Annotated in this window: 20 protein-coding genes; 17 read left to right on the top strand and 3 right to left on the bottom strand. The window is 68.7% G+C overall.

What is annotated here, in order from left to right; genetic code table 11:
• The first annotated feature begins 103 nt into the window (after positions 1-103).
• A complete protein-coding gene (locus tag A8M77_RS25570) occupies positions 104-1,087 on the top strand; it encodes a recombination-associated protein RdgC (RefSeq protein WP_086924329.1) in 984 nt (327 codons plus the stop codon).
• Between the two features lie 5 nt (positions 1,088-1,092).
• Here the strand turns inward: A8M77_RS25570 and A8M77_RS25565 are convergent, their stop codons facing one another.
• From A8M77_RS25565 to A8M77_RS25555, 3 genes are all read right to left on the bottom strand, one after another.
• Complete coding sequence (locus A8M77_RS25565; RefSeq protein WP_086924328.1) at positions 1,093-1,572, bottom strand: glycerate kinase; 480 nt, start codon at positions 1,570-1,572, stop codon at positions 1,093-1,095.
• Between the two features lie 71 nt (positions 1,573-1,643).
• On the bottom strand, positions 1,644-3,041 hold the full coding sequence (gene radA, locus A8M77_RS25560; protein WP_086924327.1) for a DNA repair protein RadA: 1,398 nt from the start codon (positions 3,039-3,041) through the stop codon (positions 1,644-1,646).
• 58 nt (positions 3,042-3,099) lie between these two features.
• Positions 3,100-3,828 carry a GntR family transcriptional regulator gene (locus A8M77_RS25555; RefSeq protein WP_086924326.1) on the bottom strand — a complete coding sequence of 243 codons (729 nt, stop codon included), beginning with the start codon at positions 3,826-3,828 and terminating at the stop codon, positions 3,100-3,102.
• Positions 3,829-4,002: 174 nt separating this feature from the next.
• Here A8M77_RS25555 and A8M77_RS25550 point away from each other — a divergent pair, with 174 nt between their 5' ends.
• From A8M77_RS25550 to hpaD, 16 genes are all read left to right on the top strand, one after another.
• Positions 4,003-4,860 carry an SDR family NAD(P)-dependent oxidoreductase gene (locus A8M77_RS25550; RefSeq protein WP_086924325.1) on the top strand — a complete coding sequence of 286 codons (858 nt, stop codon included), beginning with the start codon at positions 4,003-4,005 and terminating at the stop codon, positions 4,858-4,860.
• A 50-nt stretch (positions 4,861-4,910) separates the two neighbouring features.
• Positions 4,911-6,119 carry an ABC transporter substrate-binding protein gene (locus tag A8M77_RS25545; protein ID WP_086924324.1) on the top strand — a complete coding sequence of 403 codons (1,209 nt, stop codon included), beginning with the start codon at positions 4,911-4,913 and terminating at the stop codon, positions 6,117-6,119.
• 34 nt (positions 6,120-6,153) lie between these two features.
• The gene (locus A8M77_RS25540; RefSeq protein ID WP_086924323.1) at positions 6,154-7,056 is read left to right on the top strand and encodes a branched-chain amino acid ABC transporter permease; all 903 of its coding nucleotides are present in this window, start codon (positions 6,154-6,156) and stop codon (positions 7,054-7,056) included.
• Positions 7,053-8,048 carry a branched-chain amino acid ABC transporter permease gene (locus tag A8M77_RS25535; protein WP_086924322.1) on the top strand — a complete coding sequence of 332 codons (996 nt, stop codon included), beginning with the start codon at positions 7,053-7,055 and terminating at the stop codon, positions 8,046-8,048. Before A8M77_RS25540 ends, A8M77_RS25535 begins: the two co-directional genes overlap by 4 nt.
• Entirely contained in the window at positions 8,045-8,812 is a 768-nt protein-coding gene (locus A8M77_RS25530; protein WP_086924321.1) for an ABC transporter ATP-binding protein, read from the top strand. Before A8M77_RS25535 ends, A8M77_RS25530 begins: the two co-directional genes overlap by 4 nt.
• A gap of 4 nt (positions 8,813-8,816) precedes the next feature.
• Positions 8,817-9,527, top strand: coding sequence for an ABC transporter ATP-binding protein (locus A8M77_RS25525; RefSeq protein WP_086924320.1), 711 nt, complete (start codon positions 8,817-8,819; stop codon positions 9,525-9,527).
• 30 nt (positions 9,528-9,557) lie between these two features.
• A complete protein-coding gene (locus A8M77_RS25520; protein ID WP_086924319.1) occupies positions 9,558-10,310 on the top strand; it encodes an SDR family NAD(P)-dependent oxidoreductase in 753 nt (250 codons plus the stop codon).
• Between the two features lie 13 nt (positions 10,311-10,323).
• Positions 10,324-11,052 (top strand): SDR family NAD(P)-dependent oxidoreductase, encoded by a 729-nt coding sequence (locus A8M77_RS25515; RefSeq protein WP_443272493.1) that lies wholly within the window; start codon positions 10,324-10,326, stop codon positions 11,050-11,052.
• Positions 11,049-12,773 (top strand): FAD-binding protein, encoded by a 1,725-nt coding sequence (locus A8M77_RS25510; protein ID WP_086924317.1) that lies wholly within the window; start codon positions 11,049-11,051, stop codon positions 12,771-12,773. Before A8M77_RS25515 ends, A8M77_RS25510 begins: the two co-directional genes overlap by 4 nt.
• The gene (locus A8M77_RS25505) at positions 12,770-13,375 is read left to right on the top strand and encodes a glutathione S-transferase (protein ID WP_086924316.1); all 606 of its coding nucleotides are present in this window, start codon (positions 12,770-12,772) and stop codon (positions 13,373-13,375) included. Before A8M77_RS25510 ends, A8M77_RS25505 begins: the two co-directional genes overlap by 4 nt.
• A gap of 250 nt (positions 13,376-13,625) precedes the next feature.
• Positions 13,626-14,057 (top strand): homoprotocatechuate degradation operon regulator HpaR, encoded by a 432-nt coding sequence (hpaR, locus tag A8M77_RS25500; protein WP_086924315.1) that lies wholly within the window; start codon positions 13,626-13,628, stop codon positions 14,055-14,057.
• On the top strand, positions 14,054-14,677 hold the full coding sequence (locus A8M77_RS25495; RefSeq protein ID WP_086924314.1) for a fumarylacetoacetate hydrolase family protein: 624 nt from the start codon (positions 14,054-14,056) through the stop codon (positions 14,675-14,677). Before hpaR ends, A8M77_RS25495 begins: the two co-directional genes overlap by 4 nt.
• Positions 14,674-15,426: a fumarylacetoacetate hydrolase family protein gene (locus A8M77_RS25490; RefSeq protein WP_086924313.1), complete on the top strand. Its 753-nt coding sequence runs from the start codon at positions 14,674-14,676 to the stop codon at positions 15,424-15,426. Before A8M77_RS25495 ends, A8M77_RS25490 begins: the two co-directional genes overlap by 4 nt.
• 41 nt (positions 15,427-15,467) lie before the next feature.
• Positions 15,468-16,445 (top strand): Bug family tripartite tricarboxylate transporter substrate binding protein, encoded by a 978-nt coding sequence (locus A8M77_RS25485; RefSeq protein ID WP_086924312.1) that lies wholly within the window; start codon positions 15,468-15,470, stop codon positions 16,443-16,445.
• Between the two features lie 8 nt (positions 16,446-16,453).
• On the top strand, positions 16,454-17,911 hold the full coding sequence (gene hpaE / locus A8M77_RS25480) for a 5-carboxymethyl-2-hydroxymuconate semialdehyde dehydrogenase (RefSeq protein WP_086924311.1): 1,458 nt from the start codon (positions 16,454-16,456) through the stop codon (positions 17,909-17,911).
• Between the two features lie 2 nt (positions 17,912-17,913).
• Positions 17,914-18,792, top strand: a complete 879-nt coding sequence (hpaD, locus tag A8M77_RS25475) for a 3,4-dihydroxyphenylacetate 2,3-dioxygenase (protein ID WP_192871678.1) — start codon at positions 17,914-17,916, stop codon at positions 18,790-18,792.
• Positions 18,793-18,803 lie beyond the last annotated feature (11 nt).

The following is an 18,803-nucleotide window of genomic DNA, read 5'->3' as shown; positions in this document are numbered from 1 at the left end:
GGAAGGGAAGTCGCAAAAGCTTGCGATTTTACGGCGCACCCCGGCGCCGTCCCGCCGACAATGCACGGCTTTGCCAACCAGCCAGGAAAAGGGTTCTCTTCTCGTGTCCGTCTTCAAGAACGTCATCGTCTATCGCATCGAGGCAGGCTGGTCGCAGCCGCTGACCGAGGTGGAACAGCGCCTGGACGGCGCGCGCTTCGTGCCCTGCAGTCCCTCGCAGGAAAAGGCCGCCGGCTGGGTGGAGCCGCGCGGCGAAGCGCACGGCCCGCTGGTCGAGTCGGTCGGCGGCCAGTGGCTGCTCGAATACATGATCGAGAGCAAGACACTGCCCGGCTCGGTGGTCCGCCGCAAGGTCGAGGAGCGCGCCGCGCAGATCGAGGCCACCACCGGCCGCAAGCCCGGCAAGAAGGAAATGAAAGTCCTCAAGGACGACATCACGCTCGAACTGCTGCCGCTGGCCTTCACGCGCCACGTGCGCATCGCGGTGTGGATCGACCCGACGGCGCGCCGCCTGGTGGTGAATGCCAGCAACGCGCAGCGCGCCGACGAGGTCGTGACCAGCCTGGTGAAGGCCCTGGAAGGTTTCGGCGTGGCGCTGGTCAACACGCAGGTCGAGCCGGCGGTGGCCATGGCCGACTGGCTCTCGACCCAGGAGCCGCCGGCCGGCTTCACCATCGACCGCGAATGCGAGCTCAAGGCCACCGACGAATCGAAGGCGGTGGTGCGCTATGCCAAGCACCCGCTGGACATCGAGGAGGTGCGCCAGCACATCGCCGACGGCAAGCGGCCCACGCGCCTGGCCATGACCTGGGACGACCGCGTGTCCTTCGAGCTGACCGAGGGTCTGCAGCTGCGCAAGATCAATTTCCTCGAAGGCACTGCAGAAGGTGCGCCTGGCTCGGCCAAGGAAGACAACTTCGACGCCGACGCCGCGATCGCGACCGGCGAGCTGGGCCAGCTGATGCCCGAACTGATCGAGGCACTGGGCGGGGAGATGCAGCTGGGCGCCGCGCCGCCGGAGGCACGGGCACCGAAGGCCGCGGCTCCCGCGACCGAGGAACTGGCCGACGAATCGGCCCCCTTCTGATCTGACTAGACCGGCGGGCGCAGCGCGTCGGCCGCGCCCGGCTTCACGGCGTCGGCCGACGGCGCATCGGCCGTCTGCGCCGGCTCCTCGTCCGTCGCCTGCGGCCGCACCAGCGTCCATTCGGTCAGCTTGCCGTTGACGAAGGTGGCGTCCACCCAGGAGCCGCCGTTGTCGGTCCAGCGGAACACTTCCGGCTGCGTGTCCTTGGGCGTACGCTGCTCGCCGAGCGCACGCGTCATCGCGATCACGTGCAGCAGGTTCACCTTGGGCTTGAGCTTGGCGTTGAGCATCACGGCGCTGGCCACCGAGCCCACGGGCCGATCGGCCGCCCGCTTCAACACCTGCATGGTGCGGTTGAAGTGCATCAGCAGGAACATGACGATGGCGCCGCCCGCGAAGGCGACCCCGGACCAGCCGTACGCGCGGTAGGCGCCGGCGAGCAGAAGCAGGCCCGCGATGGGCACGAAGACTTTCCCGTAATTCATGGGGGGCAATTGTCGCCGGGCCGCGGCCGGAGCCTGTTCGCAACCCCTGGCATACGCGCTGACAGGCCCTCTCAGTGCGACAACTGGCGCACCACGTCCATGGCTTCCTCGATGCGCTCCACCGGGTGGATGGTCAGCCCCTCGATCTCCTTCGCGCCCTTGCGCGGCGCATTGGCCTTGGGCACCACCGCCACGCTGAAGCCCAGCTTGGCCGCCTCGCGCAGCCGCTCCTGGCCCCGCGGCGCCGGCCGCACCTCGCCCGCCAGCCCCACCTCGCCGAAGGCGATGAAGCCCTTGGGCAAGGGCTTGCCGCGCAGGCTGGAGGTGATGGCCAGCATCACCGCCAGGTCGGCCGCCGGCTCGCTGATGCGCACGCCGCCCACCGCGTTGACGAACACGTCCTGGTCCATGCAGGCCACGCCCGCATGCCGGTGCAGCACCGCCAGCAGCATCGCGAGGCGATCACGATCCAGGCCCACAGACAGGCGGCGCGGGCTGGGCCCGCCGTTGTCGACCAGCGCCTGGATCTCCACCAGCATCGGCCGCGTGCCTTCCAGCGTGACCAGCACCACGCTGCCCGGCACCGGCTCGGCATGCTGACTCAGGAAGATCGCGCTCGGATTGGCCACGCCCTTGAGGCCGCGCTCGGTCATCGCGAACACGCCGATCTCGTTGACCGCGCCGAAGCGGTTCTTGATGGCGCGCACCAGGCGGAAGCTGGAATGCGTGTCGCCCTCGAAGTACAGCACCGTGTCGACCATGTGCTCCAGCACGCGCGGGCCGGCCAGCGCGCCTTCCTTGGTCACGTGGCCCACAAGCACGACCGCCGTGCCGCTGGCCTTGGCGAAGCGCGTGAGGTGCGCCGCGCATTCGCGCACCTGCGCGACCGAGCCGGGCGCGGAGGTGAGCTGGTCGGAGTAGATGGTCTGGATGGAGTCGATCACCGCGATCGCGGGCCGGTGCGCATCCAGCGTGCCCAGGATTTTCTCGAGCTGGATCTCGGCCAGCACCTGCACCTGCGAGAGCTCCAGCCCGAGCCGGCGCGAGCGCAGCGCCACCTGGGCGCCACTTTCCTCGCCGGTGACGTAGAGCGCGTTCTGCCCCCCGCGCTGCAGCGCATCGGCCGCCTGCAGCAGCAGCGTCGACTTGCCGATGCCCGGATCGCCGCCGATCAGCGTGACGCCGCCGGCCACGATACCGCCGCCCAGCACGCGGTCCAGCTCGTCCAGCCCGGTGGGGGTGCGCGCGACCTCGCTGGCCTCGATCTCCGACAGCACGGCCAGTTCGGCCGAGCCGGCCAGCGATGCGTACGCGGTGCCGAAGCGGTTGTTGCCGCCGCCCGAGGCTGCCGGGCTGGCGGCCTGCTCGATCAGCGTGTTCCAGGCGCCGCAGCTGGGGCAGCGGCCCAGCCACTTGGGGCTGGTGCCGCCGCAATCGGAGCAGACGAAGAGGTTTTTTTCCTTGGCCATCGCCCGAGTGTAGGGATCGGCGTCGCATGATGGCCCCCGCTTCCCGCGACGACGAGACTCAGAGCACTGCGGCCACCGCGCCCACTCGCCTCGGCGGCTTGGCACCAGGCGCCGCGTCGCCCGCCTCGAGCAGCTTCTCGTAGTTCCGTCGCAGGATGATGCCGGCGTAGTAGACGTGCTCGCGCATCAGCTGCTCCGCGCGGACGCAGTCACGGGCGATGACGGCCTCGACGATCCGGTGGTGGTCGCCGTGGGAGCGCAGGATGATGCCGTGGTCGTCCCACAGCACGATCCGGTCGGAGGCGAACGGAATGTTCTGCGCCTGTTCCGCGAAGCGGGTCACCCACGGGTTGCCCGAGGCCACCAGCAAGGTGTCGTGGATGGTGACGTTCATCTGCTGGTAGGGCTCGTGGTCCTCGGGCCGCAGCACGCCGGACGCCAGGATCCGGTCGCCTTCTTCGAGGCTGGCCCGCAGCCGGCGCGCCTGCTCCTCGGTCAGTCCGCGTGCCGCGGCGCTCCGGCATGCCAGGCCCTCGAGGACCGACCGGACTTCATAGGCGGCGACGATCTCATCCACGTCGAAGCCGCGGACCAGGTAGCCGCGCTTGGGTTGATGGTCGATCAGCCCCTCGGTCGCGAGGGTGCCGAGCGCAGCGCGCACCGGTGTGCGCGAGACACCCAGCTGCTCGGCCAGGGGAATTTCCTCCAGCCGTGCGCCGGGTCGTACCTGGCCATGAAGGATCCAGTCACGCAGCGTGTCGGTGACGTTCTGGGCCAGTGTCTGCATGGCGTGCCTTCATTCCGTGGTCGCGGGCCAGTATAGCCGGCGCAGCACGTGTGTATACATATTGTGATTATTTCAGGCTTGTTGCGGGTTAACCCCGCCTCTTGAGGATCATCATGTATACATAATCGCTCCATTCCGTCCAACGTATTCAGTTCGCGTCAGGAGATGAGCGTCATGGCGAGTGCCCCCGGAAAGACCGACAGCACCTGGCTCGAACTGGGCGACCGGGTCTGCGTCGTCACGGGCGCGGGCGGCGGCATCGGCGCCGAGATCGCGCGGCAGCTGCTGCAAGCCGGCGCGCGTGTCGCCCTGCTCGATCGCAACACGCAAACCCTCGGCAGCGTGCTGGCCGACCTGGACAGCAGCGCCGATCGGGTCATGCAGGTCGCCTGCGACGTGACCAGCGCCGAGAGCGTGCAGCTCGCCGCGGAGCAGGTCCGAGACGCATGGGGCCCCGCCGGCCTGCTGGTCAACAACGCCGCGGCACTCTATGCGGACGCGGTCATGGACATCGCGCTCGACAAGTGGAACCAGCTGCTGGCGGTCAACCTGTCCGGCTACCTGCTCTGCGCCCAGGCGTTCGGCCGCCAGATGATGGAGAACGGCGGCGGCGCGATGGTGCATGTCGCCTCCATCTCCGGCAGCATCCCGCAGCCCTACAGCGGCGCCTACAGCGTGAGCAAGGCCGGGGTGAAGATGCTGTCGCAACTGCTCGCCGTCGAGCTGGGCGAGCACGGCATCCGCAGCAACGTGGTGAGCCCCGCCATGATCCGCACGCCGATGAGCGAAGGCATCTACGAAGACCCGGCCGTGCGCCAACGCCGCGAGCAGATCGTCCCGGCCGGCCGCATCAGCACGCCCCAGGACATCGCCGGCGCCGTGCTGTTCCTGGCGAGCGATCGCGCCAGCTACATCAGCGGCCAGGAAATCCTGGTCGACGGCGGCCTGACGCAGGCCTGGCTGAGCCTGATCCCGCGCCCCGGCTTCCAGAAGGAAGACGCCCTCCCCTCATCCAACGCTTCCGACGCCTGAGGCGACCCGTCGCCCGCCACCCTCAACCACGAACTTCAACTGGAGACACCATGAAGATGACCCAATCGCTCCTCGTGGCCTTCGCGGCCACCGTCGCCGCGCTCGGCGCCAGCGCGCAGAACGATCCGGGACTCACGGACAAGACGATCAAGATCGGCATGTTCGGCCCCCTGTCCGGCAACTCGATGGCCTACGGCTTCGACGTGATCAACGCGGCGAAGATGTACTACGACAAGGTCAACAAGGACGGCGGCGTCAACGGCCGCAAGATCGAGCTGGTGGTCGAGGACGACCGCTGCAACGCCAACGACCTGCTGGCCGCGGTGAAGAAGCTGACCGAGCAGGACAAGGTCTTCCTCCTGAATGGCGGCTCCTGCTCCGGCCCCGTCGTCGGCGCGCGCGAGTACGTGGAGCGCGTGCAGGTCCCGCTGGTGATGCTCAACGCCTCCGGCGACGGGGCGCTGTACCCGCCCTCGAAGTACATCTACGGCGCGTTCTCCATCTCCCAGCGCGCAGTCGGCGGCTCGATGGTGCAGTTCGCGGCCGAGCACCTGAAGGCGAAGAAGATCGGCTACATCAACCACGACGACGCCTACGGCGGCTGGAACCTCGAGGCCGCGGAATTCCAGTCGAAGAAGCTCGGCGTCGATCTGCAGCTGCAGTCGATCAACCCGAACATCACGGACGTGACCGCGCCGATGCTCAAGATCCGCGCGAGCAATCCCGACGTGCTGGTCATCACCACCTACGCGCGCCCGGTGAGCCTGCTGGTGAAGAAGGCGCAGGAGCTGGGCTGGACCAAGCCCATCGTGATCGCCGTCAACGGCACGGCGGACCTCAAGCAGCTGGTGGAGAACGTCGGCAACAAGGACGCCTTCAAGAACGTCTACCTGCAGGAAGTCATGCTCGATGTCCCCGGCGGCGCCAAGCTGAAGTGGGTCTACGACATGTACAAGGAGTACTACCCCGACCTGGCCGCCAAGCCCGGCTACCCGCAGACCTACATGCCCTACGGCATCCCGTCCGCGATGGCGGTGGTCAATGCCCTCAAGGCCGCCGGCCCGCAGCTGAGCCGCGAGAAGTTCCTGGACGCGATGTCGAAGACCAAGTTCGACTCGAAGGTGATGGCCGGGCCGATCGAGCTGACGCCGACCGACCATGCCGGCCAGAAATCGGCCATCTACCTGAAGTTCGACGGCGAGAACAAGACGCCGGTGCCGGGCTCGTTCCGCAGCGCCTGGGTCTACGAGCCCAAGTGATCCACCCGCAACCGGCACGCACCAGCGCCCCACCATGACTTTCAGTGACGTTTGGCTGTTCCTGCAGCAGGGCCTGTTGTCGGGCCTGGTGACGGGCAGCGTCTACGCCCTGCTGGCGCTGGCTATCGTGGCGGTATTCAAGACGACCGACGTGCCCAACTTCGCGCAGGGCGAGATGTTCATGATCGGCGGCTACGTCGCGCTGAGCCTGCTGCTGCTCGCCGGGCTGCCCTACGGGGTGGTGATCCCGCTGACCCTGGCCATCGTCGCGCTCGGCGCGGCGATGTTCCAGCGCTTCGTGATGGAGCGCGTCACCGGTTCGCGCGGCGTCGGCGTCCAGTTGGTCATCGCCACGCTCGGGCTGGCATACCTGCTCAAGGGACTGGTGCGGCAGACCGGGCTGGGCGACACCCCGCGCTCGCTGCCCGCGCTCGTCTCCGGCGATGCGGTGCTGATCGGCGATGCCGCGCTGACCCGGCTCGACATCGCGATCTTCGTGGTGGCCGTGGTCGTCATGGTGCTGATCTACCTCATGTTCACCTACACACGCATCGGCAAGGCGATGCGCGCCGTCGGCATGAATCCCCGGGCGGCGCAGATCGTCGGCATCCGGCTGTCGCGCATCCGCATGCTGGTGTGGGCCATGTCGGGGCTGATCTCCGCGATCGCCGCCCTGCTGATCACGCCCAAGGTGCTGGTCACGCCGGACATCGCGCACATCGCCATCCTGGCCTACGCCGCAGCCATCGTCGGGGGCTTCACCAGCCTGCCGGGCGCGGTACTGGGGGGGCTGATCATCGGCATCGTGGAGAACCTGGTGGGCCTGTTCGTCTCCACCAACGCGATCGTCGTGGCGCCCTTCCTGGCCATTCTCGTGACGCTCATCGTGCGGCCCCAGGGACTGCTCGGCGGCAAGGTGCAGGTGAAGAAGGTATGAAGAAACCCTCGTTCGACCAGGCGGCGCTGCTGGTGCTGCTCGCCGTCCTCTGCGTGCTGCCCTTCACGGTCACGGGCTATGTCCTGTACGTCGTGAACCTGCTGATGGTGTTCGTGGTGCTGGCCCTCGGCATGCACGTCGTGATCGGCGAGGCCGGCCAGTTCGCGCTGTCGCACACGGCCTTCTACGGCATCGGCATCTACACCGCGGGCCTGATCAATGCGACCTGGCATCCGCCCTTCGTGGTCTCGATCGCCGCCGGCGGGCTGCTCTCGGCGGTGCTGGGCTACCTGATCGGCTTCCTGGCGCTGCGCATGCGCGACATCTACCTGGCCCTGGCGACCTTCGCCTTCGGGGAGGCCATGCAGTGGGTGTTCCTCAACTGGCAAAGCGTCACCGGCGGGTCCAACGGCATGCGGCTGCAGCCGGCGGAGCTGTTCGGGCTCAAGCTGACCAACGACCTGCAGGCCTACCCCTTCGTGATCGTGCTCACGGCGCTCATGCTGTGGCTCACGGTGGCCCTGTCGCGCTCGCAGTTCGGCTCCGCGCTGCGGGCCGTGCGCGAGAGCGACGTGGCCGCCACCGCAATGGGCATCAACGCGCGGGCCATGAAGCAGGCCGCCTTCGCGATCTCGGGCGCCTTCGCGGGCATCGCCGGCGGCATGTACACGCTGTTCGTCTCCTTCATCCATCCCGAGAGCCTGGGCTTCCAGACCACCATCCTGGTCCTGACCATGGTGGTCGTCGGCGGCATCGGCTCCGTGCGCGGTGCGGTGGCGGGCGCGATCGCCTTCGGGATCATCTCCGAGCTGCTGCGCCAGGCGCTGTCGCTGCAGGAGATCATCTACGGCGCCATCCTCATGGGCTTCATGATGTTCAAGCCGCGCGGGCTGTTTGCCGACCGCAAGCGCCGCGTGGCGCGGGCAGCCGCACCGGAGGCCTCGCACGGCGGCGTTGCGGGCGCGGGCGTCGCGAAGGGAGGCCACGCATGACCGCAGCTGCGCCTTTCCTCGACGTGCAGGGCATCACCGTGCGCTTCGGCGGCCTGACGGCCGTGAGCGATCTCTCCTTCCAGGTACGGAAGGGCACGATCCACGCCCTGATCGGCCCCAACGGCGCCGGCAAGTCCACCACCTTCAACTGCATCTCACGCTACTACCAGCCGACCTCGGGGCGCATCGCGCTGGACGGGAGGGATGTCAGCCACACGCGGGCCGACCGGATGGCGGGCCTCGGCATCGCGCGGACCTTCCAGAACCTGGAGCTCTTCGGCGAGCTGAGCGTCTACGAGAACGTGCTGCTCGGCTGCTACTCGCACGCGGCCGACACGGTCGGTCGCCTGCTGCGGCGCCCCAGCGGGGAAACGCGCGACCTGGTGGACAGCCTGATCGAGCGCGTCGGCCTCACGCACGACCGCAACACCACCGCCCGCGAGCTGGATTTCGGGCACCAGAAATTGCTGGAGCTCGCCCGGGCGCTGGCGCTCAAGCCGCGCCTCCTGCTGCTGGACGAGCCGGCCGCGGGCCTGCGCAACCGCGACATCGAAAGCCTCGACCGGCTGCTCTCCGAACTGGCCGAGCGCGACGGCATCACCGTGCTGCTGGTCGAGCACGTGATGCAGCTGGTGATGTCGATCTCCGACCGGATCACCGTCATGTCCTTCGGCCAGAAGATTGCCGAAGGCACGCCGGCCGAGGTCAGCCAGGACCCGCGGGTGATCGAGGCCTACCTGGGCAAGGGAGCGGCGAATGACTGACACCATGCTGGAACTGCGCAGCGTCAGCGCGTCCTACGGCGCCATCCAGGCGCTGCAGAACGTCTCGCTCAAGGTGGAGCGCGGTGCCATCGTGGCCCTGCTCGGTAGCAACGGCGCCGGCAAGAGCACGACGCTCAACGCGATCTCCCATCTGATCGAGCCGTCGGCCGGCGAGATCCACTTCGACGGCCAGCCTATCGGGCGCCTTCCTTCCGACGACATCGTCCGGCGCGGGCTGGTGCAGGTCCCCGAGGGCCGCCAGGTCTTCAAGGACATGAGCGTGCGGGAGAACCTCGAGCTCGGCGCCTTCCTGCGCAAGTCCTCGCGCCGCGAGGTGGGGGAAGACTTCGAACGTGTCTACGCCATGTTCCCGCGCCTGAAGGAGCGGGCCGAGCAGCGCGCGTCGACGCTCTCCGGCGGCGAGCAGCAGATGCTCGCCATCGGCCGCGCGCTGATGGGCCGTCCGCGCATGATCCTGCTGGACGAGCCCTCGATGGGCCTGTCGCCGATCCTGGTCGAGCAGATCTTCGAGATCATCCTGCGCCTCAACCGGGAGCAGGGCCTGACCATCCTCGTCGTCGAGCAGGACGTGCGGCTCGCGCTGCGCGTGTCGAGCTACGCCTACATCCTCGAGAACGGCGAGATGAACCTGCAGGGGCCTTCGAAGCAGCTGCTGAACGACCCGGCCGTGCGCCGAGCGTACCTGGGCGTCTGAACGCCACCCCTTTTGCTGGAGACGCATTCCATGACTCTGCTGGAGAACAAGCTCGTCCTGGTGACCGGCGGCGGCGGCGGCCTGGGCGCGGCCATGGCGCACGGCGTGGTGAAGGCAGGGGCGCGCGTGATCGTGGCGGATGTCCGGCTGGAGGCGGCGGAGGCCGTCGCCGGCGCCATCCGCGCGCGGGGCGGCCAGGCCTGGGCCGAGGCTGTCGACGTCACCGACCGCGCCGCGACGCAGCGGCTGGCCGATGCGCTGGGCGCGCGGCTCGGCCCGATCGACGTGCTCGTCAACAACGCCGGCATCTCCGGCAAGGCGCGCATCGACGATCCGAACGCGGCCGAGGTGTGGGACCGCCTGATCCAGGTCAACCTGCAGGGCCTGTTCAACGTCACGCACGCCTTCGTGCCCGCGCTGAAGCAGTCGCGCGGCTGCATCGTCAACCTGTCGTCCATCGTCGCCTTCGTCAGCGGCATCTCGTCGGCCGGCTACATCGCATCGAAGGGAGCGGTGCGGTCGTTCACGCAGGCGCTGGCCCGCGACCTCGCCCCCTTCGGCGTGCGCGCCAATGCCGTGGCGCCCGGCCTGATGCTCACCGACATGGTCAAGCCGCAGCTGCAGGTGCAAGGCGGCACCGACTGGTACATGGACCGCGTTCCGATGAAGCGCGGCGGCGAGCCGGAGGAGATCGTGGGGCCGGTGGTGTTCCTGGCCTCCGGCATGGCCAGCTATGTGAACGGCGTCGTGCTGCCCGTCGACGGCGGCTTTCTTTCTGCTTGAGGGAGACATGAACATGAGCAAACCTGTCGCGCTGGTCACGGGCGGCGCCAGCGGCATGGGACTGGCCACGGTCGAGCGCCTGGCCCGTGACGGCTTCTCCGTCGTGATGGTGGACCGGGTCGAGGACCTGGCGATGAAGGAGGCGGCGCGCCTGCAGGGGCTCGGCCTCGATGTGCAGGTGCGCGTCATCGACCTTACCGACGAGCCGGCGGTGCGGGCCATGGTGCAAGAGTTGCCGCCGGTCACTGCCCTCGTCAACAACGCGGGCGTGTTCGACGAGCGCAAGTTCATGGAGGTCGGCAGCGACGACTTCCGCCGCGCCTACGAAGTCAACCTGATCGCGGCGGCGACGCTCACCCAGGAAGCGGCGCGCCGCATGCCCGACGGCGGCCGCATCGTGAACATCGCCTCGCGCGCCTACATCGGGGCGCGCAACCACCCGCACTATGTCGCCTCCAAGGCGGCGATCGTCGGCTACACGCGCGCCAGCGCGATGGAGCTGGCCTCGCGCGGCATTCTGGTCAATGCCATCGCGCCGGGGCTGATCGACACGCCGCTGCTGCGGGCCCTCACGCCCGAGCGGCTCGCCGCGCAGCTGGCGCTGCAACCGACCGGCCAGGCGGGCCGGCCGGAGGACATCGCGCGGGCGGTGGCCTTCCTGGTGTCGCCGGAGATGGGCTTCATCACCGGGCAGGTGCTCTTCGTCGACGGCGGCAAGTCGCTCGGGAGCTCGATCGCATGACAGCGTGGGACAAGGAAGTCGACGTGCTGGTCGTCGGTGCGGACGCCGGCGGCATGACGGCCGCCATCACGGCGCACATCGAAGGCTGCACGGTGCTCCTGGCGGAGAAGACCGATCGCATCGGCGGCTCCACCGCGATCTCCGGCGGCGCGGTGTGGGCGCCGCTGAATTCCCAGAGCGCGAAGGCCGGGCATCCCGACAGCTTCGAGAAAGCCTGGACCTACATGCGCAACACCGTGGGTGATGCGGCGCCGGAGGCGATGCAGCGCGCTTTCCTGGCATCGAGCGCGGCGGCCGTCGACTTTCTCGAGAAGAACACCGAGGTCCAGCTGGCGGCGCGCACCTATTCGCCCGATTACTACCCCGACCGCGAAGGCGCGGCGATGGGAGGTCGTTCCCTGGACCCGCGCATGTTCGACGGACGCCTGCTCGGCGCGCATTTCCGCGAACTGCGCGACCCCTTGCCCGAATTCATGGTGCTCGGCGGAATGATGATCACCATGACCGACGCCAATCACCTCCTGGCCGTGACGCGCTCCTTCACGTCGTGGAAGGAAGGCATGAAGCTGGTGCTGCGCTTCTTCGGCGACCGCCTGCGCGGCTACCACCGCGGCACGCGCCTGGTGCTCGGCAACGCGCTGGCAGCGAGGCTCTTCAAGACGGTGCTGGACCGGCGCATCGACTACTGGCTCGACGCGCCCTTGAAGAAGCTGCTGGTCGAATCGGGGCGCGTGGCGGGCGCCGTGATCGAGCGCGACGGCAAGCCGATGCGCGTTCGCGCGAAGCGCGGCGTGGTGGTGGCCACGGGGGGCTTTCCGTGGAGCGCGGATCTGCGCGCCAGGCTCTACCCGCAGCCGACGGGGCCCTGGTCCATGTCGCCACGGGACAATGCGGGCGAGGGCATCGAGATGGCGCGCGCGGCCGGCGCGACGCTCGGCAAGGACTTCTTCGCGCCGGCCTTCTGGGCACCCGTCTCCATCCTCGAGCGGCCGGACGGCACGCAGTTGCGCTATCCGCACCTGGTCTGGGACCGTGCCAAGCCCGGCTTGATGGCGGTGAATGCCGCCGGCCAGCGCTTCGTCAACGAGTCGACCTCGTACCACGAGTTCGTGCTGGGCATGTACCGTTCGCACCAGCAGGTCCCGACGCTGCCGGCCTTCCTGGTGTGCGACAGCGATTTCATGGAGCGCTGGGGCCTCGGGCTGGCATTGCCCGGCGGCCGCCCGCGCGAGCACCTGGTGCGCGCGGGCTACCTCTTCCGCGCCGACTCGCTGGACGCGCTCGCGGCCAGCCTGGGCATCGATGCAGGGGGGCTGAAGGCCTCGGCGCAGCGCTTCAACCACTTCGCGGAAACCGGAGTGGATTCCGAGTTCGGCAAGGGCAGCACGGCCTACAACCGCTACCTCGGCGACGCCGCGCACCAGCCCAATGCCTGCCTGGGACCGCTTCGCAAAGGCCCCTTCTACGCGGTCAAGGTGTATGCGGGCGACATCGGCACGGCCTGCGGCATCCGCTGCAACGAGAATGCGCAGGCCCTGGACACCGACGACCGGCCGATTCCCGGCCTCTACGCCGCCGGCAACGACATGCAGTCCGTGATGGGCGGGCAGTACCCGGCCCCGGGCATCACCCTCGGCCCGGCCCTCACCTTCGGCTGGATCGCCGGCCGCCACGCCGCGCAGCACGCGACACAGCCCCAAGCCGCCCTGGAGATCGCATGAAAATCCTTTTCTCCCCCTTCTCTCCCTACGTGCGCAAGTGCCTCGTCACCGCGCATGAGCTCGGGCTCTCGGAGCGGCTGCAGCTGCTGCCCTCCAACGCGCACCCGGTCCAGCGCGACCGCGAGATCATCGCGAGCAACCCGCTCGGCAAGGTGCCGACCTTCTTCGCCGACGACGGCCGCGTGCTCTACGACAGCCGGGTGATCTGCGAATACCTCAACGATCTGGCCGGCGGGGTGCTGTTTCCCGCCCCCGGCGCGCAGCGCTGGGACGCCCTCACGCTGCAGTCGCTGGGCGACGGCATCCTCGATGCGGCGCTGCTGGCCCGCTACGAGGACGTCGCGCGGCCGGAGCCCCAGCGATGGGCCGAGTGGCGGGCCGCCCAGCTGGACAAGGCCGAGACCTCGCTCGCGCATTTGAATGCCCGGCCGGCCCTTCTCGAGGGACGGGTCGACATTGGCGCCATCGCCGTCGGCTGCGCGCTCTGGTACCTGGACCTGCGCTTTGCGGATTTCGGCTGGCGCGACCGGCATCCCCAGGTTGCGCAGTGGTACGACGGCTTCGGCGCGCGGCCCAGCATGCGGGCCGAGTGGTCGCTCTGAACAGCCACTGAACCGTCGGCTTCGACGACCCCGGCCCGGCGGCTCGTGCGCTGCGGGCCGGGATGAATGCGCCCCCCACGCGGCCCGGGCGCGCACCCTTGCACGCGCGCGCACCGCTCGCCGAGCGGTATCAGCCCCGCCTGCCGCTCCCCCCGCTGCCCCCTCCGAAGCCCTAGGGAAAACCCCGCGCGCTCATCGCCTGTCAAGGGCTTGCAAAAAATTTAACATGTTAAATAATCGAGCCCCTGACATGAGCACTGCCTTCGTCCACCGCAACCTCCCCCGCCTGCTGCTGCAGGCGCGCGAAGCCGTCATGGCCCACACCCGGCCCAGCCTGCGCGAGCACGGCCTGAGCGACCAGCAATGGCGCGTGCTGCGGGTGCTGGGCGAGCACGGGCTGGTCGAGACCGGGCGCGTCGCGCGCGAGGCCTTCATCCTCGGCCCCAGCCTGACGGGCGTGCTCACCCGCATGGAGCGCGACGGCCTGATCCGCCGCTGCCGCGACCCCGCCGACCAGCGCCGCACCGTGGTCGAGGCCACGCCCAAGGGCATGCGCATGGTCGAAAGCCTCTCACAATCGATCGAGGCGCACTACGCCTGGATGGAAAAGTCCCTCGGCAAGCAGAAGCTGGCGCAGCTCTACCTGCTGCTCGACGAAGTGATCGAACTGGAACAACCATGAGCTTCCTGCCCACCGGCACCGTCTACGGTGTGCTTCTCAACTTCCGCGCGGAGGTCGAGGCGCTCGCGCCGCAGATGAGCCAGCCCCCCTACAAGGCACCGCCGAAGGCGCCGGTGCTCTATGTGAAGACGGCCAACACCTGGAGCCCGCACGGCAGCGCCATCACGGTGCCGGCCTCGGTGCCCGAGGTCGAAGTCGGCGCCACCATCGCGATGGTGATCGGCGCGGATGGCGACGTCGAAGGCTTCGTGCCGATGAACGACCTGTCGCTCCCCCATGCCAGCTTCTTCCGCCCGCCGGTCAAGTTCAAGTGCCTGGACGGCTTCCTCGGCATCGGCCCCGCGATGCGCGACGCGCAGGAGGTGGCGGACCCGGCCGAATTCAAGCTGGAAGTGCGCATCAACGGCGCGCTGCGCCAGTCGGTCGACTTCTCGCAGCTGGTGCGCGACGCCTCGCAGCTCCTGGCCGACGTGACCGGGTTCATGACGCTGGCGCACGGCGACGTGCTGATGCTGGGCTGCGACGCCGGCCGGCCGCTCGCGAAGCCGGGCGACCGCATCGAGATCAGCGCGCCGGGCTTCGAGACCTTGTCCAACACCCTCGTGGGAGAAGCGGCATGAAGCACGCGCGCATCGTCTTCGAGGGCGTGGAGCAGGCCGCGACCGAACGCGACGGCCGACTGCTGCTCGGCGACGGCCGCACGGCCGGCTTCGACGACGTCCTGTGGCTGCCGCCGCTGGCGCCCACCCCGCGCCCGCGGACCATCCTCGCCCTGGGCCTGAACTACGCCGACCACGCGAAGGAGCTGGAGTTCAAGGCACCGGAGGAACCGCTGGTCTTCGTCAAGGGCCAGGGCACGCTCACCGGCCACCGCCAGACCACCCGGCGCCCGGCCGGCGTCTCCTTCATGCACTACGAGTGCGAGCTGGTGATCGTGGTCGGCAAGACCGCGCGCCATGTGCGCCGGGGCGACGCCTACGACTTCATCGGCGGCTACACGGTGGCCAACGACTACGCGATCCGCGACTACCTGGAGAACTGGTATCGCCCCAACCTGCGCGTGAAGAACCGCGACACCTGCACGCCGATCGGCCCCTGGCTGGTGGACGCGAAGGACGTGCCCGATCCGATGTCGCTGGACCTGCGCACCACCGTCAACGGCCAGGTCACGCAGTCGGGCAACACGCGCGACATGATCTTCGACGCGCCCTTCCTCATCGAGTACTTCTCGCGCTTCATGACCTTGTCGCCCGGCGACCTGATCCTCACCGGCACGCCCGACGGCGTGGTCGACTGCCGCCCCGGCGACGTGGTGGTGACGGAGATCGAGGGCATCGGCGCGCTGACCAACACCATCGTCGCGCATTGAGCACGCGGCGAACGACAGGCTCAACAACCAGGAGACAACGCATGACCCGGATCCACCGCTTCGCCGCGGCGCTGCTCGCGCTGGCCGCTTCGTTCTTCGCCTTCGATGCGCCGGCGCAACCGTATCCCAACAAGCAGGTGCGCTGGGTGGTCGGCTACCCGGCCGGCGGCGGCACCGACTTCCTCGCGCGCACCACCGGCGCGCAGCTGTCGCAGAGCCTCGGGCAGCCGGTGGTGATCGACAACCGCCCGGGCGCGGCCGCGATCATCGCCTCCGAGCACGTGGCCCGTTCGCCCGCCGACGGCTACACGATCATGTCGGCCGACAACGGCGTGCTGGTCTACAACCCCGCGCTCTACAAGAAGCTGCCCTACGACGCGGAGAAGGACTTCGCGCTCATCGGCATGATGGGCCGCTCCTCGCTCATCATCACTGCATCGCCCAACACCGGCTTCACCGATGCAAAGGCCCTGCTGGCCGAACTCAAGCGCTCGCCCGGCAAGTACAGCGTGGCCACGCCCGGCCTCGGCAGCCCGCACCACCTGGCGCTGGAGCTGTTCCAGCGCGAGGCCGGCGTGTCGGTGCTGCACGTGCCCTACAAGGGCGGCGCCCCCGCGCTGCAGGACCTGATGGGCGGCCAGGTGCCGCTGATGGTGCTCGACCTGCCCAGCGGCGTGAGCGCCGTCAAGGCCGGCAAGGCCATCCCGCTGATCGCATTGCAGGGCGAGCGCATGCCGCAACTGCCGAACGTGGTGACCGCCAAGGAGCTCGGCTTCCCCGCCGTCGAGGCCTTTGCCTGGCAGGGCGTGGTGGTGCCGGCCGCGACGCCCAAGGACATCCAGGCCCGTCTCGGCGCCGACCTGATGAAGACCATGAACGACTCCGGCGTGCGGCAGAAGCTGCAGGATGCCGGCTGGGACCCCAAACCCGCCGACGCCGCCGAGATGACGCGCTACACCGAGTCGGAGCGCAAGAAGTGGCACGCCCTCATCAAGGCGCGCGACATCAAACTGGATTGAAGGACCCCATGAAGATCGATCACCTCATCGACGGCAAGCCGGTCGCCGGCACCGACTATTTCGAGACCGTCAACCCGGCCACGCAGGAAGTGCTGGCCGAGGTCGCCTCGGGCGGCGAGGCCGAGGTCAACGCCGCCGTCGCCGCCGCCAAGGAAGCCTTTCCCAAGTGGGCCGGCCTGCCCGCGCCGCAGCGCGCGAAGCTGATCCGCAAGCTGGGCGACCTGATCGCCGCCCAGGTGCCCGAGCTCTCGCGCACCGAGACGGACGACTGCGGCCAGGTGATCGCCCAGACCGGCAAGCAGCTGGTGCCGCGCGCGGCCGACAACTTCTACTACTTCGCCGAGATGTGCACCCGGGTGGACGGCCACACCTACCCGACCGAGACGCACCTGAACTACACGCTGTTCCATCCGGTCGGCGTGTGCGCCCTCATCTCGCCGTGGAACGTGCCCTTCATGACCGCCACCTGGAAGGTCGCGCCCTGCCTGGCCTTCGGCAACACCGCCGTGCTCAAGATGAGCGAGCTCTCGCCGCTGACCGCCGCGCGCCTGGGCGAGCTGGCATTGGAAGCGGGCATTCCGCCCGGCGTGCTGAACCTGGTGCACGGCTACGGCAAGGAGGCCGGCGAGCCGCTGGTGGCGCACCCCGACGTGCGCGCGATTTCCTTCACCGGCTCCACCGCCACCGGCAACCGCATCGTCAAGAGCGCGGGCCTGAAGAAATTCAGCATGGAGCTGGGCGGCAAGAGCCCTTTCGTGATCTTCGAGGACGCCGACCTCGACCGCGCACTCGACGCGGCCGTGTTCATGATCTTCAGCAACAACGGCGAGCGCTGCACCGCGGGCTCGCGCATCCTGGTGCAGCAGAGCATCTACACCGACTTCGCCGCGAAGTTCGCCGAGCGCGCCAGGCGCATCGTGGTCGGCGACCCGCTCGACGAAAAGACCATCGTCGGGCCGATGATCTCGCAAGCCCACCTGGCGAAGGTGCGCAGCTACATCGAGCTGGGCCCGAAGGAAGGTGCCACGCTGCTGTGCGGCGGCCTGGAAGTGCCCACGCTGCCGGACCGCGTGAGGAAGGGCAACTACGTGGCGCCCACGGTCTTCGCCGATGTCGACAACCGCATGAAGATCGCGCAGGACGAGATCTTCGGCCCGGTGGCCTGCCTGATTCCCTTCAAGGACGAGGCCGACGCGATCCGCCTGGCCAACGACATCCCCTACGGCCTCTCCAGCTACGTCTGGACCGAGAACATCGGCCGCGCGCACCGCGTCGCCGCCGCCGTCGAGGCCGGCATGTGCTTCGTCAACAGCCAGAACGTGCGTGACCTGCGCCAGCCCTTCGGCGGCACCAAGGCCTCGGGCACGGGCCGCGAAGGTGGCACCTGGAGCTACGAGGTCTTCTGCGAGCCGAAGAACGTCGCCGTGTCGCTCGGCTCGCATCACATCCCGCACTGGGGGGTCTGATCATGGGCAAGCTCGCACTCGCCGCCAAGATCACGCACGTGCCGTCGATGTACCTGTCGGAGTTCCCCGGCCCGAACTTCGGCTGCCGCGACGCTGCGATCAATGGCCACAAGGAGATCGACCGCCGCTGCCGCGAACTCGGCGTGGACACCATCGTGGTCTTCGACGTCCACTGGCAGGTCAACAGCGAATACCACATCAACTGCGGGCCCGAGTTCGGCGGCACCTACACCAGCAACGAGCTGCCGCACTTCATCAAGAACATGCCCTACGCCTACCCGGGCAACCCGGCGCTGGGCCACCTGATCGCCGACGTCGCCAACGAGATGGGCGTGAAGAGCCGCGCGCACAGCGACACCACGCTGGAGCTGGAATACGGCACCCTGGTGCCCATGCGCTACATGAACGCCGACCAGCACTACAAGGTGATCAGCATCAGCGGCTGGTGCGACTGGCACGACCTCACCGAATCGGGCCGCTTCGGCCTGGCGGTGCGCCGCGCCATCGAGGAGCGCTACGACGGCACGGTGGCCGTGTTCGCCAGCGGCTCGCTGTCGCACCACTTCGCGGACAACGGCCGCGCGCCCGAATTCATGCACAAGGTCTATGACCCCTTCCTCGAGCAGGTGGACCGCCGTGTGGTCCAGCTGTGGGAAGCCGGCGAATGGAAGACCTTCGTCGGCATGCTGCCCATGTACGCCGAAAAATGCTGGGGCGAGGGCGACATGCACGACACCGCGATGCTGCTGGGCCTGCTGGGCTGGGACCGCTACAAGGCACCGGTGGAGATCGTCACGCCCTACTTCGGCAGCTCGGGCACGGGGCAGATCAATGCGATCTTCCCGGTGACGCCACTACCGACTGCAGCGGCCGAGGCCTGAGGAGAAAAGTC

This window comes from Variovorax sp. JS1663, assembly GCF_002157355.1.
GTDB lineage: Bacteria > Pseudomonadota > Gammaproteobacteria > Burkholderiales > Burkholderiaceae_C > Variovorax.
The sequence above is the reverse complement of the archived record's forward strand: the minus strand, read 5'-3'. Positions and strand labels throughout refer to the sequence as shown.